This is a genomic window from Aeromicrobium sp. CF3.5, from assembly GCF_051262695.1.
Lineage (GTDB): Bacteria > Actinomycetota > Actinomycetes > Propionibacteriales > Nocardioidaceae > Aeromicrobium.
Window position 1 is genome coordinate 102,203 of sequence record NZ_JBIMEZ010000005.1, and the last position, 21,389, is coordinate 123,591.

A 21,389-nucleotide genomic window follows, 5' to 3' on the forward strand; every position below is an offset into this window, starting at 1 on the left:
CGTGCCCGGGTTCGCCTGACCTCAAACGGGGGTGCGAGCCAGATAGATCGAGGCGGACGACGTGCCCCCGGTCAGCTGGTTGGGGAACGTGATGATCTCCGACCGGGCCTCGGCGAATGCTGCGCTGAGCGTGTCCATGAAGTCCGGGTCGGGCGGGTCGTCGGACCACAGCGCGAACACGCCGCCGGGATGCAGGCGTCGGACGATCTGGGCCAGTCCGGCCGGGGTGTACAGATCGGCGTGGCTGGGATGCAGGTGGTGGCTCGGCGTGTGGTCGACGTCGAGCACGATCGCATGCCACAGGTGGCCCGGACGCTCGCCATCGAGCTCACCGTCTGGGCGCACCCCGGCGAAGAAGTCGCCGTGGCGCAGGCGGCACCGGTCGTCGGTGGCGAGGACGGCCCCGGCCGGGATGAGGTGGCGCTCGTGCCAGTCGATGACCTCGGGCAGTGCGTCGATCACCACGAGATCGCGCACGCGCGGATCCTTCAGCACGGCGAGCGCGGTGTAGCCGAGCCCGAGCCCGCCGACCACCACGTCGAGCTCGTCGAAGCGTGAATCGGTCATGGCGAGTGCTCCGAGTGCCGTCTCGGAAACCGTGAACAGACTCGACATGAGGAACTCGTCGTTGAGCTTGATCTCGAGCAGGTCCTGACGCGCGATGGGGTCCCAGCGCTCACGCAGGATCAGCTCGCCCATCGGGGTGGGCTGGAAGTCGATCTCCCTGAAGGCGGCCATCAGAAGCCGGGTTCGCGGGGCGTGTAGGGCTCCTCGAGCGCGGCGAGCTCGTCGGCGGTCAGCTCCAGGGACACCGAGTCGATCGCGTCGTCGAGGTGGTGGGGCTTGGTGGCGCCCACGATGGGAGCGGTCACGGCCTGCTGCTGACGCACCCAGGCCAGTGCCACCTGGGCTCGCGAGACGCCGCGGTCCTCGGCGACCCGTGACACCGCTGCCACGATGGCCCGGTTCGAGGCCTCGGCATCTTGGTAGAGCCGGCGCGTGACGAGGTCGCTGGAGCTCCGCTCCGTGGCGGTGTCGTCCCAGTCGCGGGTCAGTCGGCCGCGGGCCAGCGGGCTCCACGGGATGACGCCGACGCCCTGGTCGAGGCACATCGGGAGCATGTCGCGCTCCTCCTCGCGCTGCACGAGGTTGTACTGGTCCTGCATCGAGACGAACGGGGTCCAGCCGTTGCTCCGCGCGACCTCCTGGGCCTTGGCGAACTGCCACGCCCACATCGATGACGCCCCGATGTGACGAGCCTTGCCGGCCTGCACGACGTCGTGCAGTGCCTCCATCGTCTCGGCGATCGGCACCTCGGTGTCCCACCGGTGGATCTGGAACAGGTCGACGTGATCGGTGCCGAGGCGTCGCAGGCTGCTGTCGATCGCGGTGTGGATCGCCGAGCGGCTCAAGCCCTTGACGTCCGGCTCGGACGGCAGCTCCATGAAGCACTTGGTCGCGATCTGCACCTCGTCGCGCCGGGCGAGAGCGGCCAGCGCTCGGCCGACGATCTCCTCGCTGGTGCCGTCGGAGTACACGTTGGCGGTGTCGAACGTGGTGATGCCCGCCTCGAGCGCCCGCTGCAGGTAGGGCTGGCTCTGGTCCTCGGGCAGCGACCACGGATGCGGGCCACGATCGGGCACGCCGTAGCTCATGCAGCCGAGGATGATCGGCGAGACGAACAGATCAGAGGTTCCAAGCTGGACGGGCAACATGTACCGATCATCCACCCGTGGTCGAGTCACTCCTAGACTGACCGCCATGCGTGCTCAGTACTCCGGACGGTGCGGCGTCTGTTCGCAATCGATCTCGCCCGGCGAGGAGATCGTCAGCGGCGGCGAGGCCAGCCGGTGGATCCATCAGGGTTGCGGCACGGAAGCCACACTCAAAATGCCCAGCGGTGCGCCCAGCCCCGGGAGCGCCGCGCCTGATCGGGCCACAGTCGTGTTCACCGACGGATCCTGCCTGGTCAATCCCGGCGGTCCCGGCGGATGGGCCTGGGCGGTCGACACCCGGCGCCACGACTCGGGCCCCGATCCGTCGACCACCAACCAGCGCATGGAGATCCGGGCCGCCTACGAGGCGGTCAAGGCGCACCCCGGGCCGGTGCACGTCGTCAGCGACTCGCAGTACGTCGTCAACTGCTTCGCGCAGTCGTGGTGGCGTGGCTGGCACTCGCGTGGCTGGCTCAACAGTGCCAAGAAGCCGGTCGCCAACCGTGACCTCTGGGAGCCGTTCATCGCCCTGGTCCTCGAGCGCGGAGACGTCACCTTCGAGTGGGTCAAGGGCCACGCCGGACACGACATGAACGAGTTCGTCGACCAGCTCGCCGGCGCCGCGGCCCACCGCGCGCAAGCCGCCGCCACCGGGCCCCAACTTTTGTAGCGGTACGCAGGCTTCCGGCGCGGTTTTACCTGCGCAGGGCTACAAAAGTTGGGCCACTCAGTCCGGGAGGAGTCGGTCGACGAGGGTGTCGATCACGGCGTCGGTGTCAGCGCCGGGGTCGATCGAGGTGGTGAGGCGGTCGAGCAGCAGGCCGTCGATCGCGTAGTGGAATAGCGCGATCTCGGCCTCCCCGCCGGGCAGTCCTGCAGCGCGGTTGAAGGCTACGTCCGCGGCGAACGCCTCGCGCTGCCAGGCGCCCAGGGTCTCGGCGATCGCGGGTTGACGTGCCGCCTCGAGTCGAAGCTCCAGGAGGGCCAGCGCGACCTCGCGGTCCTGGGTGAGGCGTCGGACGATGTCACGCATGTAGTCGGCGAAGAGTGCCTTGGTGGGGGCGCGCGCGGCCAGCTCGGCGTGCACGCCCTCACGGGGGGCGAGGCGGTGGGCCATCCGTGCGACGAGGGCCGCGATCAGTGCGTCTCGGGAGCCGAAGTAGTTCGAGGCGGTGCCGACCGGGGTTCCGGCCGCTCGATCGACCGATCGGTGGGTCAGGCCGCGGGCGCCGTCGCGAGCCAGCACCGCCAGGCCGGCATCAGCGAGCAGAGCGCGCCGTTCGTCGTTGCGAGCCATGGGGCGACGCTAGCGCATGCACGACATCTGTCGTAGTCTTTCTCAACCACGACAGATGTTGTACATGGAGGTATGCATGCGAGAACTCACTTACTTCGTGGCCGTCTCTCTCGACGGCTGCATCGCTGCGGCGGACGGCGACTTCGGCGCCTTCGGCGTCGAGGGCGACCACATCGAGATGATCGTGCGTGACTATGTCGACACCCTTCCAGCTCCGGCCCTGAGCGCCATGGAAGTGACGGCGACCGGTCAGCGCTTCAGCACGGTGTTGATGGGATGGAACACCTACGCGGCAGGACATGAGCAGGGAGTGGTCGACCCCTATCCGCATCTGGAGCAGGTGGTGTTCACCCGTGACCACGTCGATGAGCCAGTTCCCACCGGGGTCCGAGTCGTCTGCTCCGACCCGGTGGCCGAGGTGCAGCAGTTGAAGGCCGAGCCCGGGACCGGCATCTGGCTGTGCGGTGGCGGACAGCTCGCCGCGGCACTCGTCAACGAGATCGACCGACTCGTGCTCAAGGTCAACCCCGTGCTGCTCGGCCGCGGGCGACCTCTGTTCGACCTGCCGGGCGGTGCGGGGGCGTTCACGCTCGAGGCGAGCAGAGCGTTCGCGTCCGGCGTCGTCGTGAACGAGTACCGATCCGTTCCCATGGCCCAACTTTCGTAGCGGTACGCAGGCTTATGGGCCGGTCATACCTGCGTAGGGCTACAGAAGTTGGGCCTTTCAGCCGAGCGGTGGGACGATAACCTGTCGGCCCACGGCCGGGCGGATCTCACACTGACTGCGCCCATCACCAGAGAGTTGCCATGACTGAGCACGATTTGCGTCCGAAGAGTGCGACACCCGCCTCCGAGGCGCCGGCGCCGCGCCAGGCCGTCATCGGCAGCGGTGTCACCTGGCTCGCGACATGGACCTGGCGCGTGCTCGTCGTGGCAGTCGGCCTGATCGTGCTGGGCCTGGCCATCGGCAAGGCGTGGAGCATCGTGCTTCCCGTCGTGCTCGCCCTGATCCTGACCACGGTGCTGCACCCGCCGGCCCTCTGGATGGAGAAGCGATGGAGGCTTCCGGCGGCCGTCGCGTCGTTGGTCGCGCTCGTCGGGGCGCTCGGCATCATGGCGATGGTGATCTGGTTCATCGCTCCATCGATCAGCTCGGAGGTCACCGAGATCGCGGACAGTGCCTCTGAGGGATTGACGCAGGTCGAGGACTGGGTGAGTGGCAACAGCAACCTGGACGTCACCCAGGCGCAGGTCGACGCCCTGGTGAACTCTGCGCAGGATCGGTTGGAGTCCAGCGCCACAGCCATCGCTTCGGGTGTCCTGGTCGGGGTCAGCGCCATCACGTCGGCGCTGATCACCTTCGTGCTGACCCTCGTCCTGTCGTTCTTCATGCTCAAGGACGGCCGCCGCTTCCTGCCGTGGGTGCGCAGCCTCAGCGGCCCCACCGTGGGCGTCCACCTCGCCGAGGTCGGGTCGCGGGCCTGGCACACGCTCGCCAACTTCGTGCGGACCCAGGCGTTGGTGGGCCTGATCGACGCCCTGCTGATCGGCTTGGGTCTGGTCGTGGTCGGCGTCCCCCTGGCGCTGCCGCTGGCCGTCCTGACCTTCTTTGCGGCCTTCGCCCCGATCATCGGCGCCGTGGTCGTGGGGATCCTTGCCGTCCTCGTCACCCTGGTGACCAACGGATGGGTCGCTGCGCTGATCATCGCGGGCGTGGTGCTGGCGGTGCAGCAGCTCGAGGGCAACGTCCTGCTGCCCTGGCTGCAGGGACGCACGCTGAACCTGCACGCCTCGGTGGTGCTGCTCGCGATCGTGCTGGGCTCGACGTTGTTCGGCGTGGTCGGCGCATTCCTGAGCGTCCCCGCGGCCGCCATCGGGGCAGTCGTGCTGCGCTACGTCAACGAGGAGATCATGCAGCGGGCCGGCGAGGTGCCCCCAGCCGATCTCGAAGAAACCGAGGACTCGACCGACGAGACAGCACAGGTCGCCCCGGCCGACTAACGTCGAGCCATGCGCTTCCTTCTCGCGGCCGTCGTTCTTCCGCCGCTGCTCCTGCTGGTGTTCTCCCTGGCCCACCCGCCGATGCTCACCATGGAGGACGCGGGGACCTGGAAGGTCCTGCACATCGCGCTGATGCCGGTCTTCCCGCTGCTGGCCCTGGGGCCGTGGCTGGTGGCTCGCTCCGTGAATCGCCCGCTCAGCTGGATCGTGGGGATCGGGGCCTACACCTACGCGGTGTTCTACACCGCCCTCGACATCACCGCAGGAGTGGTGGGCGGTGCGATCAAGGAGGCCGAGGCCGGCGGTCTGGGCATCGTGTTTCCCATCGCGAGCGACTTCGAGAAGGTCGGTGGCATCGCCTTCGTGCTGACGTGTGCGCTGGCCGCAGGTGTCGCGATGCACGCCACGGGATGGCTCGCCGGAGCACTCCCGGCCGTCGCGGTCATCGCCGGCGCCTACATCCTCTGGCAGGACCACATCTTCCGCCCCGGCGGCGTCATCGCCTCAGCCCTGCTGGCCGCGGGGTGGGGCGCCTTCGTGCTGCTGATCGACCGGCGCACCAAGGCCGCGTCTCTCCACGCTGCGGCCTGACACACTGAGCCGGTGCGCCTCCACCTGGATCCCGACGACTCCGACGTCGACGCCTACCGTCTGCTCACCTCCATCGTGGTGCCGCGGCCGATCGCCTGGATCTCCACGCTGTCCTCCGACGGGGTTGGCAATCTCGCGCCCCACTCGTTCTTCGGCGTCGCCAGCGCGAAGCCGCCCATGGTCACGTTCACGTCGGTGGGTGCCAAGGACACGGTCCGCAACGTGCGGGAGACCGGCGAGTTCGTCATCAGCACGTCCACCGAGGCGATGATGGAGGCGGTGAACTCGACGTCCGCGCCGTGGGGGCCCGAGGTCGATGAAGCAGCGGCGCTCGACGTTGCGATGGAGCCGAGCGTCACCGTCGCGCCGTTGCGGGTGGCTGGTGCGCCGGCGTCGATGGAGTGCACGGTGCACCAGATCATCGAGATCGGCGACTCGGTGCTGGTCATCGGCCGGGTGCTGCAGTTCACCGTCGACGACGCCGTCATGGTCGACGGGGAGCCGAGCTATGACCTCATGCGGCCGGTGACGCGGCTTGGCGGAGAGTTGTGGGGGCTGCCGTCGCCCACGGTCCAGATGTCGCGACCCACCTGAGGAGGCCGAGCGTAGGCTCGCGCGCATGCTGACCCAGACGCTCTCCATCCCCATGGACGACGGCCCCTGCGAGGCGTACGTCTCCCGTCCCGACGACCAGCCGCATCCGGGCGTCCTGATGTTTCCCGACGCCATCGGGCTGCGGCCGCAGATCAAGCAGATGGCAGATCGGATCGCGTCCTGGGGCTACGTCGTGCTCGTGCCGCACATGTTCTACCGCTCCGGCTCCGCCGTCGAGCTGGCGCCGCCGGGGGATCTGAAGGCGCCGGGCGCACGCGAGGCCTTCTTCGACGTCGTTGTGCCCTTCATGCAGGCGCACACCACCGCGCGTGCCCGCGCCGACCTGCCGCACTACGTCGCAGCGCTGATCGCGCAGCCGGGTGTGACGGCGCCGCTCGCGGTCAGTGGCTACTGCATGGGCGGGCGGCTCGCGCTGCAGGCAGCCAGCTGGGCGCCCGGGACCTTCGCGGCTGCGGCGTTCTTCCACGCTGCGGGCCTGGTGACCGACGAGTCGGACAGCCCGCACCTGGCGGTCGACGCCGTGCGGGCCGAGGTGCTGGGCGGACATGCGGACCAGGATGCCTCGAACCCGGCCGAGGCAGTGGCCGCGCTCGATGCGGCGCTCGACACGGCGGGGGTCACCCGAACGACGGCGATCTATCCGGAGGCTCCCCACGGCTTCTCGATGGCCGACACGTCGATGTACCAGGAGGCCGGCGCCGAGCGGCACTTCGACGAGCTCGAGCAGCTGCTCGCCCGCACGGTCGGGGCCTGAGGCGATCGGCGCCTGCGTCAGGCAGGCAGCAGCGCGAGCACGGAGTCGCGACTGACCAGCAGCTCGCAGCGGCCGCTGCAGACCTGCTGGAACTCCAGGCGCCCCAGCGTGATGAGTCGCTGGATCTCGGTGATCTTCACGCCGAGGACGTCGGCGGCTTCGGCGAGAGTCAGCTGGCTGGGCACGTCTCGATGCTACGACGGGTCCGGCCTGCAGGACCACTGCGGCGGAATAGTCGGGTGCCGTCGAGCCTTGAACAGGACATGACTGCACAAGCATCAGCATCCGGAACATTCACCCTCGGTGGCGACATGCCCGTCGTGCGACTCGGTTACGGCGCCATGCAGCTCACCGGCGAGGGCGTCTGGGGCGAGCCGAAGGATCGCGACGAGGCCATCGCGGTGCTGCGTCGCGCTGTAGACCTCGGCGTCACCTTTTTCGACACCGCAGACTCCTACGGTCCCAACGTCTCCGAGGAGATCATCGCCGAGGCCCTCGCTCCCTACGATCAGGGCATCGTCGTCGCGACCAAGGTCGGTCTGACCCGCACAGGACCCGGCGAGTGGATTCCGGTCGGTCGTCCGGCCTATCTCAAGCAGCAGGTCGAGCTGAGCCTGCGCAAGCTCAAGACCGACCGCATCGACCTGATCCAGCTGCACCGGATCGATCCGGAGGTGCCGGTCGCCGACCAGGTCGGCGCGCTCAAGGAGCTGCAGGACGCTGGCAAGGTTCGCCACATCGGGCTCTCCGAGGTCGACGTCGACCAGCTCAAGGAAGCGCAGAAGACCGCCGAGATCGTGTCGGTGCAGAACATGTTCAACCTGACCAAGCGTGACGCCGAGCCGCTGCTGGACCACTGCACGGCCGAGGGCATCGGGTTCATCCCGTGGTTCCCGCTGGCCACCGGCGAGCTGTCCAAGGACGGTGGTGCGCTCACCGAGCTGGCCAAGCAGCACGACGCCACCCCGTCGCAGCTGGCCCTCGCGTGGCTGCTGCACCGGTCGCCGGTCATGCTCCCCATCCCCGGCACCTCCAGCGTCGCGCACGTCGAGGACAACATCGGCGCCGCCGACATCACCCTGTCCGAGGACGAGCAGCAAGCACTCGCCGACGCGGTCTGAGGCAGGTGATGGTTTACCAGGTTCCGTAGGTTCTCCATCACTTCACCGGGCAAATTTCCCTACGTGAGTGATGGCAACCCTACGTAACCTGGTAACCCGCACCATCCACGGACGGGTGCGAGCGACGAAAGGACGAGGACATGAGGCCGCTGCGCGACATCGACGTCGACCGGTTGCGGGAGCGGACGAGCGTGAAGTGGGCCGGCGTCGGTCCTGACATCCTGCCGTTGTGGGTCGCGGAGATGGATGCGCACCCGATCCCTGCGGTTGTCGAGGCGGTCGAATCCGCGCTGAGGTCGGGCAACACCGGGTATCCGTCGTCTCCGGACGCCTACGCGAACGCCTTCGCCTCCTTCGCCGCTGATGAGTGGGGGTGGCAGGTCGACACGGGACGCGTCGCGATGGTCGCCGATGTCATGACAGGTGTCGTCGAGGCGATCGCCCTGGTGACACAGCCGGGTGGGACCGTCATCGTGAATCCGCCGGTGTACCCGCCCTTTTTCGGCTCCACCGAGCACGCGGGGCGTCGCACGTTCGATGCGCCCCTCGGCTCCGATGGTCGGCTCGACCTGGACTCGATCGAGCACGCCTACCGCGTCGCCCCACGGGACCGCGGGATCGTGCACCTGCTCTGCAGTCCCCACAACCCGACCTCGGTGGTGCACACCCGCGAGGAGCTGACCGCCGTGGCCGCCCTGGCGAACCAGCACGGGGTCACTGTGGTCGTCGACGAGATCCACGCGCCGCTGGTCGCGGACGGATTCGTGCCGTATCTCAGCGTCAGCGGCAGCGATGACGCCATGGTCGCGACCTCGGCCGCCAAGGGTTTCAACCTGGCCGGCTTCAAGGCGGGTCTGCTGATCGCCGGTCCCGACGCGCCCCTCGAGAACCTGCACGAGATGGTCAGTCACGGACCGGGCCACCTGGGAATGATCGCCCACACCGCCGCGCTGACCGACGGCCGCGACTGGTTGCGGGATCTCCGCATCGACCTGGCCGAGAACCGTCGACAGCTGGCTGATGGGATCGCCAGCCTGGACGGCATCTCGTGGATCCAGCACCCCGGCACCTACCTGGCCTGGCTCGAGTTCGCTGACCTCGGCGACGACCCGGCCGCTGCACTGCTCGATCGGGCCGGGCTGATGGTGAACCCGGGCCGCCCCTTCGGAGCCGGTGGTCAGGGCCATGCACGGCTCAACTACGCCACGAGCAACGAGGTCCTCGACGAGGCCCTGCAGAGACTGGCCCGACTGGAATGACCGGGCCCCGCGCCACGGGTCAGCCGTCAGCCTCGGCCGGAGTCGGGGCCGATCCGCCGAGCCGCGCGGGCACCCACGGTTCGTCCGCTGGGTGAGGTCCGTAGGCGCCCTGCACCTCGCGCAGCAAAACCTCCATCGCCGTGGCGAGCTGCGCCGTGAGCTCCTCGACGGTGCCCGTGGGCGCGATCGGTGCGCCGGTGGACACCAGGATCTTCACCCTCGACCGCCCGAGATGTCGGGGTGCCCCTTTGGGAGCAATGCGTTGAGAGCCCCACACGATGGCCGGGATGATCGGCCGCTGAGCCTCCAGCGCCATGCGTGCCGCTCCGGTCTTGAGCTCCTTGATCTCCAGGCTCAGGCTGATCGTGGCCTCGGGGTACACCGCCACGACCTCACCGGCGCGCAGCTGATCGACAGCCGCGAGATACGCCTCGCGACCGGCTGACCGATCCACGAGGATCACGCCACACCCCTTCATCAGCACGCGCAGGATCGGATTCTCGGCCAGCTCGGACTTCGCCAGGATCCGCAGGTAGCGGCGATCGGTGCGGTACGCCTCGAGGCCGATGTAGCTGAAGTCGACATAGCTGGTGTGGTTGATCGCGATCACGGCGCCGCCGGTGACGGGCAACCGACCCGCGCCGTGGCGCACGACCCGGTGCCCGCCGTACAGGTTGAACAGGCGGAACAGGGTGATCAGGAACAGGTAGCTCATGAGGACACCGCGCTCATGAGAACACCGCACTCATGACAACACCGCGCTCATCGCAGGTCGTCAAGGATCTGCAGCGTGGTCGCCCAGGCCTTCGACCCTGTGTCGATCACGGTGAAGTGGTCGCCGTCGACCACGGTGGTGGTCGCATCGGCCCCAGCAGCGGTGGCTGCATCGACGTAGGACGCCGACTGGGCGGGCGGCACCGTGCTGTCGTCGCCTCCGTGGACGCATCGGACCGGCACCTGGAGCGGCACCGACCGAATCGGATCGCCGTCGTCATACCGCGCGGGCTCCTCGGCGAGGGACGCCCCCATGAAGGCCTCGACTGCGCCGCCGCCGAGGTTCTGCTCGATCGCGAGACCGAAGTCCAGGACGCCGGCCTGCGCGACGGCGGCCGTCACCGGCACCCGCGGTCGGTTCCAGTCGGGGTTGGCGACCTCTTCTCGTCCGGCCGCCCACACCGCGAGCTGACCGCCCGCCGAATGGCCGAGCGTGATCACGGTGGAGGTGTCGAGTCCCTCGACATCGGCCAGTGCGTCGATGCCGGCAGCGATGTCGTCGAACGTCGCGGGCCATCCTCCGCCATTGCCGAGGCTTCGGTACTCCAGGTTGGCTGCGGTCCAGCCGCGCTCGGCCAGGGATGCGGCGAGCGGGCGACCGAGCGACAGGTCGTACTGCGACTGCCAGAAGCCGCCGTGGATCACCACGACCACGCCCTTGCTCGCGCCCTCTGTGGGTCGGGTCAGCTCGAGAAACTGGGCGTCGTCGTCGCCGTAGGAGATCATCTGGGCACCTTCGGGTCGCGACGGTCCGCCGGGTGAGCAGGCCGCGAGGACAGCGGCGCCGACGAGGGCGAGAAGTGTACGTCGGCCGAGGTGCGGGGATGAGTGTTCCACGTCCCCAGACAAGCGCACCAGGGGGATTGTCGCCATCGGAACCTGCTCGAACGCATGACGGTGAAAGGCGGTCGCGCTATGCCGCCTCCGACCGTCAACGAGGACCGATCGGGGTGAGCAGTGGTGGCTGGAGGCGATGAGGGTGACAAGGAGCCGAACAACTTCCTCAAACTGTACGATCGCCAGTGATGCGTCCCAGTCGTTCTGTGCTTGCCGCAGGCGTTCTGCTGGCCCTTGGTGCGGGCTTGGTCGGCTGTTCACGCACGGCGACCTACGAGGACAGCACTGCCTGCTCGATGACGACCGACGAGGTCGCTGCGATGCTCGACACCGACCGGTTCACCGCCGATCGGTTCGTCCCTGATCTGCCCGAGAGCCTGGAGGAAACGGGCTATGTCGAGCCGCGTGTGTGCTTCGCGGACGGCGGGGGGAGCCGGGTTCGTGTCCGTGTCGACATCGTCGGCTCGTCAGAGGTGGAGCGTCTCCAGACGCAGGTTCAGGAGGGGGCGTCGGTCAAGCTTGGCGAGGGCCGAGCCGGCATCGGGTCGAGTCGTACCGTGTGGGCCTGCGGTGCGATCGTCGTTGCTCTCGATGTGTACAACGACGACAGATCCGAGCAGATCTCGGTCGACGACGAGACGATGCAGGCGGCTATCACCGATCTCGCCGAAGGCGTGGGTTGTCCTTTGTACGAGGGGCTGTGACTCGCGCGAGACGTTCGCATGCTGGCGTCGCCTTCGTGCTCCCTCTGATCGCCAGCGTGGCGGGGTGCGCGAGCACACCGACCTACGACGCGCAGACGGCCTGCTCGTTGGCGGCAGACGATGTCGCGACGCTGCTGGACACCGATCGATTCGTCGCCGAGAGCGGTCAGTTCCCTGAGCTGCCGACCGGCATCCCGAAGGGCAGTCGAGTCTTCAGCTGCACGGCATCGGGAGGTGACCGCGATCTACTCGCCGGAGTCGACCTCGTCGGGTCGGTCGCGGCCGAGCGGGCCCGATCCCTGATCGAGCGATCCCCCCGCACGTTCCCGGTCGGCGAAGGTGTGGCGGTGAACGACGCGACGGGCGCCATGTGGGCCTGTGGTTCGGTGGTGGCCAGGATCGAGGTCAGGAAACAAGACCGGTCCGCTGGCCTGGACGTGGAATCGAGCGCGTTGCAAGCCGCCATCACCGACGTCGCCGACGCCGTGGGCTGCCAGATGTACCCCACCGAAGGGTCCTGACGCGGCTGGCGCGTCGGTGCGCCCGGTAGAATCGGGACTCGTCGAGTCCCATGGGAGGGGTTGTTGCCATGGAGGCCTACGATCTCGACCTCTACCTGCTGGTCGGCTCGGGCGTGCTGATCCTGGCCGTGCTGGCCGTGCGGGTCTCGGTGACAGCGGGTCTGCCGTCGCTGATGATGTACCTGGCGCTCGGTCTGGCCCTCGGCAGCTCCGGCCTGGGGATCGAGTTCGGCGATCCTGACCTGGCCCTCGCCCTCGGGCTCGGAGCCCTGGTGCTCATCCTGGCCGAAGGCGGGCTGTCGACCCCGTGGGCGCACGTGCGCCCCTCGCTCGGGCTCGGCCTTCTCCTGGCCACCCTCGGGTCGGCGATCAGCGTGGCGGTGGTGTCGGTCGGCGGCCACTACCTGCTCGACCTGGACTGGCAGCTCGCGATCCTGCTCGCTGCCGTCCTGACACCGACGGACGCGGCCGCTGTCTTCTCCGTGCTGCGGGCAGTGCCGTTGCGGCGACGCGTCAGCGGGGCGCTGGAGGCGGAGTCCGGTCTGAACGACGCTCCCATCGTGGTGCTCGTGACTGCCATCAGCCTGGGCGAGATCACCGACCGGGGAGTCGGCGTGTTCGCGGGGATGGTCGTGTTCGAGCTCGTGGTCGGAGCCATCATCGGGCTCGCCGTGGGCAGCGGGGCTGCCCTCCTGCTGCGGCGCGTGGCCCTCCCGGCGTCAGGCCTGTATCCGTTGGTGGTGCTCGGCTTCACGGTGCTGGCCTACGGCGCGGCTGCCACCTTGCACTCCAGCGGTTTCGCTGCGGTCTACATCGCCGCGTTGGTGCTGGGCAACACCGAGCTGCCACACCGCACCGCCACGCGTTCCTTCGTGGAGGGTGTGGGCTGGTTGGCGCAGATCGGTCTGTTCGTGATGCTCGGGCTGCTGGCCGATCCCAGTGAGCTGCAGTGGTGGCACGTCTGGACCGGGCTGGCGGCGGGCGCGATCTTGACCTTCGTTGCACGGCCGTTGTCGGTGGCGCTGTGTGCCATGTGGTTCGGACGTGGCTGGAGAGAACAGCTGTTCATCGGCTGGGCGGGTCTGCGTGGGGCGGTGCCGATCGTGCTCGCCACGATCCCCCTGGCCGCCGACGTCGAGGGATCACGCGACCTGTTCAACATCGTGTTCGTCGCCGTGGTCGTCTACACCCTCGTGCAGGCAGCTCCCCTGTCCCGGCTGGCGGCATTCTGCGGGGTCCTGTCCGACGACATCCGTGACATCGACGTCGAGGCAGCGCCGCTCGAGCGGATCTCGGCCGATCTGCTGCAGGTGCGGATCCCCGATGGTTCGCGTCTGGTGGGGGTCGAGATCGCTGAGCTTCGGCTTCCCCAGGGTGCCTCGGTCTCGCTCGTGGTCCGCGACGAGAGCACCTTCGTGCCGCACCGCACGACCCGGCTGGCGCTGCACGACGACTTGTTGATCGTCGCGCCGCGGTCGGTGCGGGAGGAGACGGAGTCCAGGATGCGTGCCGTGGGACGACATGGCCGGCTGGCCGGCTGGGACTGACCGGTCTCAGTCGACCGGAAGGATCGGGACGCAGACGTCGACCGGGCGGTCGACCGAGACGCTGGGGTTCTCGCGGTCGCTGCGCACCCCTCGATCGGCGTAGCCCGAACCGAGCAGGACGTCGACGCCGCGCTCGCTGGTGCCGGGCTGGTCGACGTACTCGATGGGGTCGCCGAACTGGCTTGCCACGAGTCGGACCTGAGGGTCCTCGGGGTCTGCGGTGAGGATCACCACGTTGTCGACCTCGAGGTCGGTGGGGTTGTTGGCCACCGTTCCTGCGAGGAACCCGCGACGCTGCATCAGCACCGAGAGACGATTGGCCAGGCCTGCGGTCCGCGAGGCGTTGTAAACATTGACCGTCACGAGATTGGGGGTGAGCTCCTCGCCCTCGGCCACGGTGCGCATCTCGCAGGTGGGTGCGTCCACGGTGGTGTCGGCGCTGGAGGTCAGCAGGTTGAAGCCGATGACGCTGCCGCCGATGAACATCACGAACGTCACCAGCAGGAGCAGCAGGCCGCCGGGCTTCATGCACTCTTCCTGATCGAGTGCACGCGAGCGTGCAGCATGTTGCGCTGCTGCAGGGCGGCGCGGAGCGCCCGGTGGAGACCGTCCTCCAGGAACAGCTCGCCCTTCCAGCTCACGACGTGAGCGAACAGGTCACCGAAGTAGGTCGAGTCCTCGTCGAGCAGCTGCGCAAGGTCCAGCTGCGTCTTGGTGGTGGTCAGGTCGTCGAGACGCACCTGGCTCGGAGAGATCTCGGCCCACCCGTTCTGGGACAGCCCGTGGTCGGGGTACGGTCGCCCGTCGTTCACCCTCCGAAAGATCACGAGCCCAGTCTAGACAGGCTTGGGTCCCACCGTCGGTAGCCTGCTGCCATGACGACCAGCGATGAGGCCAAGGATGCGGCAACGGCTGCCGCAGCAGCGCAGCGTGCCGCAGCAGAGGCGAAGGCGGCCGCAGCCGTCGCCCAGCAGAAGGCCGACGAGCTGGCCGCCACCGCCGCTGCGGCCACGGCAGCGGTCGCAGCCCCCGCTGTCAGGTCCGATCCGATCAGCGAGATCGCGGCCGCCGTGACGGCCGGATACACCTTCGAGGGCGCTGCGGTGGAGATCGGCGCGCTCGTGGACGGTGAGGCAGTCCCGACGGCGCAGGTGCGAATCCCGCTGGCCATGCTCAACCGGCACGGACTCGTCGCGGGTGCGACCGGAACCGGCAAGACCAAGACCCTGCAGGTGCTCGCCGAGCAGGTCGCTGCGCACGGCGTCCCCGTGTTCGCCGCGGACATCAAGGGGGACCTGTCCGGCATCGCGACCCCCGGGGCTCCCAGTGACAAGCTCGCGGCACGGTGCGAGAGCATCGGCCAGCCGTGGACTCCCTTGGCCTCGATCACGGAGTACTTCACGCTGGGTGGCCTGGGCACCGGAGTGCCGATCCGGGCGTCGGTCGCGAGCTTCGGTCCCACCCTGCTGGCGAAGGTGCTGGGGCTCAACGCGACGCAGGAGTCGTCCCTGGGTCTGGTGTTCCACTACGCGCGCAAGGCCGATCTGGAGCTCGTCGACCTGACCGACCTGCGATCGGTGCTCAACCATCTCAACTCCGCCGAGGGCAAGAGCGAGCTCAAGGAGCTCGGGGGGCTGTCGGCCGCAACGGTCGGCGTGATCCTGCGCGAGCTGATCACCTTCGGCGACGACGGTGCAGACGTGTTCTTCGGCCGGCCCGAGATCGATGTGGCCGACTTCCTGCGCGTCGCCGCTGACGGCCGTGGCATCGTCTCGCTGCTGGAGGTGCCCGGGGTGCAGGACAAGCCCGCCCTGTACTCCACCTTCTTGATGTATCTGCTGCAGCAGCTGTTCGAGACGTTGCCCGAGGTCGGTGACTCCGACAAGCCGAAGCTGGTGTTCTTCTTCGACGAGGCACACCTGTTGTTCAAGGACGCCTCGAAGGACTTCTTGTCGACGATCACCCAGACGGTGCGCCTGATTCGCTCCAAGGGGGTGGGCATCTTCTTCGTGACCCAGACGCCCAAGGATGTGCCCTCCGACGTGCTGGCGCAGCTGGGCTTTCGGGTGCAGCACCAGCTGCGCAGCCACACGCCCGACGACGCCAAGGCGCTCAAGGCGACCGTGTCGACCTATCCGACGTCGAGCTACAAGCTCGGCGAGGTCCTGCAGCAGCTGGCGATCGGCGAGGCGATCGTGACGGTGATGAACGACAAGGGCGCGCCGACTCCCGTGGCGTGGACCCGGGTGCGCGCACCCCAGGGCTCGATGGATCCCACGCCGGCCGCCGCGATGGAGGCCACCGTCGCCGCCTCGCCCCTGCAGGCGAAGTACGGCACCGCGATCGATCCCGAGTCGGCCGCCGAGGCGCTGGCCCGGGCGACGGCGGCCACGGCCGAGCAGACCCAGCAGGAGTGGGATGCGGAGGAGGCGCAGCGGGTCGCCCGGGAGGCCGACAAGCTGGCGAAGGGCCGCAAGCCGAAAGCCGCCTCGACCCGGCGCCGCTCCTCACGTCGCACCTCCACGCTCGACCAGGCAGTGGGCGAGGCCTCGCGCACCCTGGCCCGGGAGATCGTCAAGAATCTGTTCAAGCGCCGACGTTGAGCCCAGCAGGTCCGATTCAGCGCCGACCGTACAGCTGGATCCAGTAGTTCCGTCCGTCGGAGCCCTTCGTGTAAGCCGATCCGATGCGGTTGCTCGAGGCGTACAAGAGGTTGCGCCGGTGCCCCGTCGAGCCCATCCAGCTGCGCACAGCGGTGGTGGGTGACATGTTCGGGCCGGAGGCCAGGTTCTCCCCGATCCACCGCAGGCCGCACCGCTTCAGCAGGTTCTGCAGCTGCGCGGTGGTGCGGTGATAGATCTTGCGCTGCGCCGCCATGCGATCGGCGTGGATGTCGGCGTAGCGCTGCAGACACGACTGCGCGGTGTTCGCACCGAGTCCGGCGTCTCGGCGTTCGGCATTGACCTGGGTGATGGCGCTGCGCTCCCAGGTGGTCATGGCCGCTGACGCGGGTGACGTGAAGGAGATCACGAGCACGCATCCGAGAAGTGCGACGATCAAGGCGCGCATGGAATCTCCTGTCGTGGGAATGGTCATGCGCCGACGGCCCGTCTATCGGCGCCGTCGGCGAACGCCCAGGACGACGACGACTGCGGCGAGGGCCGCCGCAGCCTGCTTCCAGTAGGCCTTGGCCAGCATCGGGATCACCGTGGCGCCCAGGTCGAGCGCCTCAGGCTCCGCTCTTGGTGCAGAAGGGCGAGGCGGGGTGGAACCGGTGGCCGCGGAATCGGTCGATCCCTCGGCCGATGCGCCGGTGGCAGCAGGTGCACCCGGCGTGGCCGTCGTCCCAGCCGGATCGGCGGCGGGCGGCGGCGCGACGTCTGCCGCGTCACCACCCGAACTGACCTTGTCCTGCAGACAGTCCACGAAGAGCCCCAGCAGCTTGTCGCTGACGTCCTGCATCACGCCACGCCCGAACTGGGCAGGCTTGCCGGTGATGGCCAGGTCGGTGACGACCTCGACCTCGGTCCTCCCTCCGACATCGACCAGCTGTGCGGTGACGGTGGCGCCGGCGGTGCCGTTGCCCCGCTTGTCCTTGCCCTTGGCCTCGATCAGCATGCGGTGGGTCGCCTCGTCCTTCTCCACGAAGTGACCGGACCCCTTGTAGACCAGGGCGATGGGGCCGAGCTTGACCTTGCAGGTCCCCTCGAACGAGTCGCCCTCGACCGAGGTCACCTGGGCGCCGGGGAAGCACTCCGCCACGGACTCGATGTCCTGGAACGCCGCCCAGGTCTCGTCGATCGAGGCTGGAACGCTGAAGCTGTGCTTCAGATCCACGGGGCTACCCCTTCGCGGCGGCCGTGACGGCCCGCCGGGTGAGGACGCCCGCAAGGTGCTTGCGGTAGTCGGCGTCACCGTTGAGGTCGCTGGGCGGACGCGTGCCGTCGGCGGCCTTGGCGGCGGCGTCGGCGATGTCGGTCATCGCGGCGCCGCGCAGGGCCTCCTCGACACCGGTGGCCCGCACGGGCGTCGAGCCCATGTTGGTCAGGCCGACGCGTGCCTCGGCGATGGTGTCGCCGTCCATCCTGACCGTCGCGGCCACGGCCACGATCGGCCACTGGTGAGCGACCCGCACGAACTTCTCATAGTGCGCGCCCCACCCGGTGTGCTTGGGGACGCGGATGGCCGTGAGCAGCTCGTCGTCACCGATGGCGGTCTCGAACAGGTCGACGAAGAAGTCGTCCGCGCCGACCGTGCGCGAGCCGTTCGGGCCCTGGATGACGAACTGCGCGCCCAGCGCCAGCGCCGGGGCACCGAGATCGCCCGCGGGATCGGCATGGGCCAGTGCCCCGCCGAACGTGCCGCGGTGCCGGATCTGGCTGTCGGCGAGGTGCGAGGTGGCCTTGCTGATCAGCGCCGCGTGCTCGGCGACCAAGGGGCTCTCCAGCACGTCGGCGTGGATCGTCATGGCACCGATCTCGATCGCGTCGCCGACATCGGTGATGCCACGCAGCGAGTCGATCCGGTTGAGGTCGATGACCCACTCGGGCGCATTGAGCCGCATCCGCAGCACGGGCAGCAGTGACTGCCCACCCGCAAGGATCTTGGCGTCGTCGCCGTGCTCGGACATCAGGCCGAGCGCCTCCTCGACGCTGGACGGGGCCGCGTACTCGAACTGTGCGGGAATCATCGGGCTTCTCCTTCTGACGGATCGAAGTGCGGAGCGGCATCACCGGTGGTGGGTTCCGCGCCGCCGGCCTTGCTGTCATTGATGGCCCGCCAGACGCGCTCGGGCGTGCACGGCATGACGACGTCGTCGACGCCGAGGTGCCGGATCGCGTCGACCACCGCGTTGACCACCGCAGGAGTCGAAGCGATCGTGCCGGCCTCGCCGACGCCCTTGGTGCCGAGCGTGTTGGTGAGCGACGGCGTGGACTTGTGGCTCACGTCGAAGTGGATCAGGTCGGCGGCGGTCGGCACGAGATAGTCCACGAAGCTGGCCGACACCAGGGTGCCCGCGTCGTCGTAGACGGCCTCCTCGAACAGCGCCTGAGCGATGCCCTGCACCAGACCGCCGTGCACCTGTCCTTCCACGATCAAGGGGTTGATGACGGTGCCGATGTCGTCGACGCAGGTGTACTTGCGCATCCTGACCTGACCGGTCTCGGTGTCGATCTCCACCGCGCACAGGTGGGTGCCGTGCGGGTAGTTGAAGTTGATCGGGTCGAAGGTCGCGTCGCTGTCGAGACTCGGCTCCATGCCGTCGGGCAGGTTGTGCGCTGCGAACGTGGCCATGGCGATCTCCTGGATCGACAAGCCCTGATCGGTGCCCGCGACCGTGAACTGCCCGGCCGTGAAGTCGATGTCGTCGACCGAGGCCTCGAGCAGGTGCGCCGCGACCGGCTTGGCCTTCTCGATGACCTTGTCCACCGCCTTGACCAGCGCCTCTCCGCCGACCACCAGCGACCGGGACCCGTAGGTGTCCAGTCCCTTGGAGGCGATGGCCGTGTCGCCGTGCAGGACCTCGACGGCCTCGAACGGGACGCCCAGACGATCGGCCACGATCTGGCTGAACGCGGTCTCGTGACCCTGTCCGTGCGCACTGGCGCCGGTGATGATCTCGACCGTGCCGGTGGCCAGCATGCGCACGCTCGCGTGCTCCCAGCCGCCGGCGCCGTAGTCCAACGAGCCCAGCACCCGCGACGGTGCGAGACCGCACATCTCGGTGAAGGTCGAGATGCCGATGCCCAGCTGGATCGGATCACCCGCGTCGCGGCGCTGCTTCTGCTCGGCGCGCAGCTCGTCGTACCCGAAGTTGGCCATGGCCTGCTCGGTGGCGGCCTCGTAGTTGCCGCTGTCGTACTCGAGTCCGGCCACGGTGGTGAACGGGAACTCCTCGTGGGTGATCCAGTTCTTCTGCCGCAGCTCCATCGGTTCGGCACCGACGGCGACCGCGAGCTCGTCCATCATGCGCTCGATGCCGAAGGTGGCCTCGGGTCGGCCGGCGCCGCGGTAGGCGTCGGTCCAGGCCTTGTTGGTCAGCACCGTCTGGCACGCGAAGTGATAGGCGGGGAACTTGTAGATCGAGTTGAACATGAAGGCGCCGAGCACCGGCACGCCGCCGCCCACGACCGAGATGTAGGAGCCCAGGTCGGCCAGCAGCTCGACCTTGAACCCGGTGACGGTGCCGTCCTTCTCGGCCGACAGGGTCAGCTTCTGCCACTGGTCGCGGCCGTGGTGGGCCGCCATCAGGGATTCAGAGCGCGTCTCGGTGTACTTGACCGGCTTGTGGACCTGGCGGGCGACCCACCAGGCGATCCACTCCTCCGGTGTCACCTGCAGCTTGCCGCCGAATCCGCCACCCACGTCGGGGGCGATGACGCGGATCTTGGACTCCGGGACGCCGGTCGTGGCGGCCAGGGCGAAGCGCACGATGTGCGGCACCTGGGTGGCCGACCACATGGTCAGCTGCTCCCCGGTGGGATCGACGACGACCGAGCGCGGCTCCATGAACGCGGGGATGAGGCGCTGCTGGCGGAACTCCTTCTCGACCACGACACCGTCGACGCGGGCCTTGGCGATGGCCTCTTCGACGTCGCCGCCGGTACCGGCCTCGGCGGAGTCGAAGACCCAGTAGGCCGACTTGTTGGTGCCGAGGTCGGGGTGGGCCAGGACCGTGTCCGCGGCCGATTCCTTGAGATCGAGCGCGGCGGGCAGCTCGTCGTAGTCGACGTCGACCAGCTCGGCGGCATCGCGGGCCTCGGCGGCCGAGCGGGCCACGACGACCGCGACGATCTCGCCGGCGAACGTGACACGGTCGGCGGGGATCGGTGGGTGCACCGGGGTGACCTGGTCGGGGGTGATCGGCCAGGCGTTGATCAGCACGCCGGCCGACTCGTCCAGATCGGCTCCCGTGTACACGGCCACCACGTTGGGGGCTGACTTCGCCTCGGACGTGTCGATGTTGGTGATCGTGGCGTGCGCGAAGGGGCTGCGAATCATGGACATGTGCAGCATGCCGGGCAGCACGATGTTGTCGGTCCACTTGGTGCGGCCGGTGATGAGGCGCTGGTCCTCCTTGCGGCGGCGGTCGCGCCCGATCTCGGGTGCGGACTCGGTGGTGGACTCGTCGGTGAGGGTCATCGTGTGCCTTCCTCGATGGACTGGCCGGAAGCCTGCTTCACGGCCTTGATGATGTTCTGGTAGCCGGTGCAGCGGCACAGGTTGCCCTCGATGCCCACGCGGATCTCGTCCTCGGTGGGGGTGGGGTTCTCGTTGAGGAGATCGACCGACTGCATGATCATGCCGGGGGTGCAGAACCCGCACTGCAGACCGTGACACTGGTGGAAGGCCTCCTGCATGGGGTGCAGGTCGGCGCCCTCGTGCGTGTCGGCCAGGCCCTCGATCGTGGTGACCTCGGCACCATCGGCCTGCACGGCCAGCACGTTGCACGACTTCACGCTGCGGCCGTTCAGGTGCACGGTGCAGGCGCCGCAGTTGCTGGTGTCGCAGCCGATCACGGTGCCGGTCTTGCCGAGCTGCTCGCGGAGGTAGTGCACCAGCAAGGTGCGGGGTTCGACGTCGTCGGAGACCGAGGCTCCGTCGACGGTGAGCTTGATCTTGGCCATGAAAACTCCTGGAAGTGACGGGCGT

At 68.5% G+C, this 21,389-nt stretch carries 25 protein-coding genes; 12 read left to right on the plus strand and 13 right to left on the minus strand.

Going from position 1 to position 21,389, the window contains the following annotated elements:
• Window positions 1-21: 21 nt before the first annotated feature.
• The gene (locus tag ACHAA3_RS10800; RefSeq protein WP_435709016.1) at window positions 22-738 is read right to left on the minus strand and encodes a spermidine synthase; all 717 of its coding nucleotides are present in this window, start codon (window positions 736-738) and stop codon (window positions 22-24) included.
• Entirely contained in the window at window positions 738-1,715 is a 978-nt protein-coding gene (locus ACHAA3_RS10805; RefSeq protein WP_435709017.1) for an aldo/keto reductase, read from the minus strand. The genes ACHAA3_RS10800 and ACHAA3_RS10805 overlap by 1 nt, the downstream gene beginning before the upstream one ends.
• 46 nt (window positions 1,716-1,761) lie before the next feature.
• Between ACHAA3_RS10805 and ACHAA3_RS10810 the strand changes: the two genes are divergently transcribed.
• Entirely contained in the window at window positions 1,762-2,385 is a 624-nt protein-coding gene (locus tag ACHAA3_RS10810; protein ID WP_435709018.1) for a ribonuclease H family protein, read from the plus strand.
• Between the two features lie 57 nt (window positions 2,386-2,442).
• Here the strand turns inward: ACHAA3_RS10810 and ACHAA3_RS10815 are convergent, their stop codons facing one another.
• Window positions 2,443-3,012, minus strand: a complete 570-nt coding sequence (locus ACHAA3_RS10815; RefSeq protein ID WP_435709019.1) for a TetR/AcrR family transcriptional regulator — start codon at window positions 3,010-3,012, stop codon at window positions 2,443-2,445.
• 76 nt (window positions 3,013-3,088) lie between these two features.
• Between ACHAA3_RS10815 and ACHAA3_RS10820 the strand changes: the two genes are divergently transcribed.
• From ACHAA3_RS10820 to ACHAA3_RS10840, 5 genes are all read left to right on the plus strand, one after another.
• Window positions 3,089-3,679, plus strand: a complete 591-nt coding sequence (locus tag ACHAA3_RS10820) for a dihydrofolate reductase family protein (RefSeq protein WP_435709020.1) — start codon at window positions 3,089-3,091, stop codon at window positions 3,677-3,679.
• A gap of 140 nt (window positions 3,680-3,819) precedes the next feature.
• Window positions 3,820-5,013: an AI-2E family transporter gene (locus ACHAA3_RS10825; protein WP_435709021.1), complete on the plus strand. Its 1,194-nt coding sequence runs from the start codon at window positions 3,820-3,822 to the stop codon at window positions 5,011-5,013.
• A 9-nt stretch (window positions 5,014-5,022) separates the two neighbouring features.
• A complete protein-coding gene (locus tag ACHAA3_RS10830) occupies window positions 5,023-5,604 on the plus strand; it encodes a hypothetical protein (RefSeq protein ID WP_435709022.1) in 582 nt (193 codons plus the stop codon).
• Window positions 5,605-5,616: 12 nt separating this feature from the next.
• Window positions 5,617-6,198 (plus strand): flavin reductase family protein, encoded by a 582-nt coding sequence (locus ACHAA3_RS10835; protein ID WP_435709023.1) that lies wholly within the window; start codon window positions 5,617-5,619, stop codon window positions 6,196-6,198.
• Window positions 6,199-6,223: 25 nt separating this feature from the next.
• Window positions 6,224-6,973 carry a dienelactone hydrolase family protein gene (locus tag ACHAA3_RS10840; protein ID WP_435709024.1) on the plus strand — a complete coding sequence of 250 codons (750 nt, stop codon included), beginning with the start codon at window positions 6,224-6,226 and terminating at the stop codon, window positions 6,971-6,973.
• A gap of 17 nt (window positions 6,974-6,990) precedes the next feature.
• Here the strand turns inward: ACHAA3_RS10840 and ACHAA3_RS10845 are convergent, their stop codons facing one another.
• The gene (locus tag ACHAA3_RS10845; RefSeq protein ID WP_435709025.1) at window positions 6,991-7,158 is read right to left on the minus strand and encodes a hypothetical protein; all 168 of its coding nucleotides are present in this window, start codon (window positions 7,156-7,158) and stop codon (window positions 6,991-6,993) included.
• A 78-nt stretch (window positions 7,159-7,236) separates the two neighbouring features.
• Here ACHAA3_RS10845 and ACHAA3_RS10850 point away from each other — a divergent pair, with 78 nt between their 5' ends.
• Both ACHAA3_RS10850 and ACHAA3_RS10855 read left to right on the plus strand, forming a co-directional pair.
• The gene (locus ACHAA3_RS10850) at window positions 7,237-8,094 is read left to right on the plus strand and encodes an aldo/keto reductase (RefSeq protein ID WP_435709026.1); all 858 of its coding nucleotides are present in this window, start codon (window positions 7,237-7,239) and stop codon (window positions 8,092-8,094) included.
• A 140-nt stretch (window positions 8,095-8,234) separates the two neighbouring features.
• Window positions 8,235-9,353 (plus strand): MalY/PatB family protein, encoded by a 1,119-nt coding sequence (locus tag ACHAA3_RS10855; RefSeq protein WP_435709027.1) that lies wholly within the window; start codon window positions 8,235-8,237, stop codon window positions 9,351-9,353.
• A gap of 19 nt (window positions 9,354-9,372) precedes the next feature.
• Here the strand turns inward: ACHAA3_RS10855 and ACHAA3_RS10860 are convergent, their stop codons facing one another.
• Together ACHAA3_RS10860 and ACHAA3_RS10865 are read right to left on the minus strand one after the other, a co-directional pair.
• Entirely contained in the window at window positions 9,373-10,068 is a 696-nt protein-coding gene (locus tag ACHAA3_RS10860; protein WP_435709028.1) for a lysophospholipid acyltransferase family protein, read from the minus strand.
• Between the two features lie 47 nt (window positions 10,069-10,115).
• Window positions 10,116-10,964, minus strand: a complete 849-nt coding sequence (locus ACHAA3_RS10865; RefSeq protein WP_435709029.1) for an alpha/beta hydrolase family protein — start codon at window positions 10,962-10,964, stop codon at window positions 10,116-10,118.
• Window positions 10,965-11,284: 320 nt separating this feature from the next.
• On the opposite strand from ACHAA3_RS10865, the gene ACHAA3_RS10870 reads away from it, so the two are divergent.
• The 3 genes from ACHAA3_RS10870 (at window position 11,285) to ACHAA3_RS10880 (ending at window position 13,736) form a co-directional block, all read left to right on the plus strand.
• A complete protein-coding gene (locus ACHAA3_RS10870) occupies window positions 11,285-11,668 on the plus strand; it encodes a hypothetical protein (protein ID WP_435709030.1) in 384 nt (127 codons plus the stop codon).
• 35 nt (window positions 11,669-11,703) lie between these two features.
• Window positions 11,704-12,189 (plus strand): hypothetical protein, encoded by a 486-nt coding sequence (locus ACHAA3_RS10875; RefSeq protein ID WP_435709031.1) that lies wholly within the window; start codon window positions 11,704-11,706, stop codon window positions 12,187-12,189.
• 68 nt (window positions 12,190-12,257) lie between these two features.
• Window positions 12,258-13,736, plus strand: coding sequence for a potassium/proton antiporter (locus ACHAA3_RS10880; protein ID WP_435709032.1), 1,479 nt, complete (start codon window positions 12,258-12,260; stop codon window positions 13,734-13,736).
• Window positions 13,737-13,742: 6 nt separating this feature from the next.
• Here ACHAA3_RS10880 and ACHAA3_RS10885 read toward each other — a convergent pair whose 3' ends face one another.
• Complete coding sequence (locus tag ACHAA3_RS10885; protein ID WP_435709033.1) at window positions 13,743-14,264, minus strand: LytR C-terminal domain-containing protein; 522 nt, start codon at window positions 14,262-14,264, stop codon at window positions 13,743-13,745.
• Window positions 14,261-14,563 (minus strand): type II toxin-antitoxin system VapB family antitoxin, encoded by a 303-nt coding sequence (locus ACHAA3_RS10890; protein ID WP_435709034.1) that lies wholly within the window; start codon window positions 14,561-14,563, stop codon window positions 14,261-14,263. The genes ACHAA3_RS10885 and ACHAA3_RS10890 overlap by 4 nt, the downstream gene beginning before the upstream one ends.
• A gap of 48 nt (window positions 14,564-14,611) precedes the next feature.
• On the opposite strand from ACHAA3_RS10890, the gene ACHAA3_RS10895 reads away from it, so the two are divergent.
• Entirely contained in the window at window positions 14,612-16,339 is a 1,728-nt protein-coding gene (locus tag ACHAA3_RS10895) for a helicase HerA-like domain-containing protein (protein ID WP_435709035.1), read from the plus strand.
• 16 nt (window positions 16,340-16,355) lie between these two features.
• Here ACHAA3_RS10895 and ACHAA3_RS10900 read toward each other — a convergent pair whose 3' ends face one another.
• From ACHAA3_RS10900 to ACHAA3_RS10920, 5 genes are read right to left on the minus strand one after another with little or no spacing between them, the layout of a single operon-like run.
• Entirely contained in the window at window positions 16,356-16,805 is a 450-nt protein-coding gene (locus ACHAA3_RS10900) for a CAP domain-containing protein (protein ID WP_435709036.1), read from the minus strand.
• A gap of 42 nt (window positions 16,806-16,847) precedes the next feature.
• On the minus strand, window positions 16,848-17,573 hold the full coding sequence (locus ACHAA3_RS10905; RefSeq protein ID WP_435709037.1) for an SRPBCC family protein: 726 nt from the start codon (window positions 17,571-17,573) through the stop codon (window positions 16,848-16,850).
• A gap of 4 nt (window positions 17,574-17,577) precedes the next feature.
• Complete coding sequence (locus ACHAA3_RS10910; protein ID WP_435709038.1) at window positions 17,578-18,426, minus strand: FAD binding domain-containing protein; 849 nt, start codon at window positions 18,424-18,426, stop codon at window positions 17,578-17,580.
• On the minus strand, window positions 18,423-20,879 hold the full coding sequence (locus tag ACHAA3_RS10915; protein WP_435709039.1) for a xanthine dehydrogenase family protein molybdopterin-binding subunit: 2,457 nt from the start codon (window positions 20,877-20,879) through the stop codon (window positions 18,423-18,425). The genes ACHAA3_RS10910 and ACHAA3_RS10915 overlap by 4 nt, the downstream gene beginning before the upstream one ends.
• Complete coding sequence (locus ACHAA3_RS10920) at window positions 20,876-21,364, minus strand: (2Fe-2S)-binding protein (RefSeq protein ID WP_435709040.1); 489 nt, start codon at window positions 21,362-21,364, stop codon at window positions 20,876-20,878. Before ACHAA3_RS10920 ends, ACHAA3_RS10915 begins: the two co-directional genes overlap by 4 nt.
• Between the last annotated feature and the right edge of the window lie 25 nt (window positions 21,365-21,389).

Coding starts and splice junctions, on each gene's coding strand:
- ACHAA3_RS10855 (WP_435709027.1), top strand. CDS start 8,235: ATGAGGCCGCTGCGCGACATCGACGTCGACCGGTTGCGGGAGCGGACG.
- ACHAA3_RS10860 (WP_435709028.1), bottom strand. CDS start 10,068: ATGAGCTACCTGTTCCTGATCACCCTGTTCCGCCTGTTCAACCTGTAC.
- ACHAA3_RS10885 (WP_435709033.1), bottom strand. CDS start 14,264: ATGAAGCCCGGCGGCCTGCTGCTCCTGCTGGTGACGTTCGTGATGTTC.
- ACHAA3_RS10850 (WP_435709026.1), top strand. CDS start 7,237: ATGACTGCACAAGCATCAGCATCCGGAACATTCACCCTCGGTGGCGAC.
- ACHAA3_RS10870 (WP_435709030.1), top strand. CDS start 11,285: ATGCTCGACACCGACCGGTTCACCGCCGATCGGTTCGTCCCTGATCTG.
- ACHAA3_RS10800 (WP_435709016.1), bottom strand. CDS start 738: ATGGCCGCCTTCAGGGAGATCGACTTCCAGCCCACCCCGATGGGCGAG.
- ACHAA3_RS10815 (WP_435709019.1), bottom strand. CDS start 3,012: ATGGCTCGCAACGACGAACGGCGCGCTCTGCTCGCTGATGCCGGCCTG.
- ACHAA3_RS10900 (WP_435709036.1), bottom strand. CDS start 16,805: ATGCGCGCCTTGATCGTCGCACTTCTCGGATGCGTGCTCGTGATCTCC.
- ACHAA3_RS10915 (WP_435709039.1), bottom strand. CDS start 20,879: ATGACCCTCACCGACGAGTCCACCACCGAGTCCGCACCCGAGATCGGG.
- ACHAA3_RS10880 (WP_435709032.1), top strand. CDS start 12,258: ATGGAGGCCTACGATCTCGACCTCTACCTGCTGGTCGGCTCGGGCGTG.
- ACHAA3_RS10825 (WP_435709021.1), top strand. CDS start 3,820: ATGACTGAGCACGATTTGCGTCCGAAGAGTGCGACACCCGCCTCCGAG.
- ACHAA3_RS10895 (WP_435709035.1), top strand. CDS start 14,612: ATGACGACCAGCGATGAGGCCAAGGATGCGGCAACGGCTGCCGCAGCA.
- ACHAA3_RS10840 (WP_435709024.1), top strand. CDS start 6,224: ATGCTGACCCAGACGCTCTCCATCCCCATGGACGACGGCCCCTGCGAG.
- ACHAA3_RS10830 (WP_435709022.1), top strand. CDS start 5,023: ATGCGCTTCCTTCTCGCGGCCGTCGTTCTTCCGCCGCTGCTCCTGCTG.
- ACHAA3_RS10810 (WP_435709018.1), top strand. CDS start 1,762: ATGCGTGCTCAGTACTCCGGACGGTGCGGCGTCTGTTCGCAATCGATC.
- ACHAA3_RS10805 (WP_435709017.1), bottom strand. CDS start 1,715: ATGTTGCCCGTCCAGCTTGGAACCTCTGATCTGTTCGTCTCGCCGATC.
- ACHAA3_RS10910 (WP_435709038.1), bottom strand. CDS start 18,426: ATGATTCCCGCACAGTTCGAGTACGCGGCCCCGTCCAGCGTCGAGGAG.
- ACHAA3_RS10820 (WP_435709020.1), top strand. CDS start 3,089: ATGCGAGAACTCACTTACTTCGTGGCCGTCTCTCTCGACGGCTGCATC.
- ACHAA3_RS10920 (WP_435709040.1), bottom strand. CDS start 21,364: ATGGCCAAGATCAAGCTCACCGTCGACGGAGCCTCGGTCTCCGACGAC.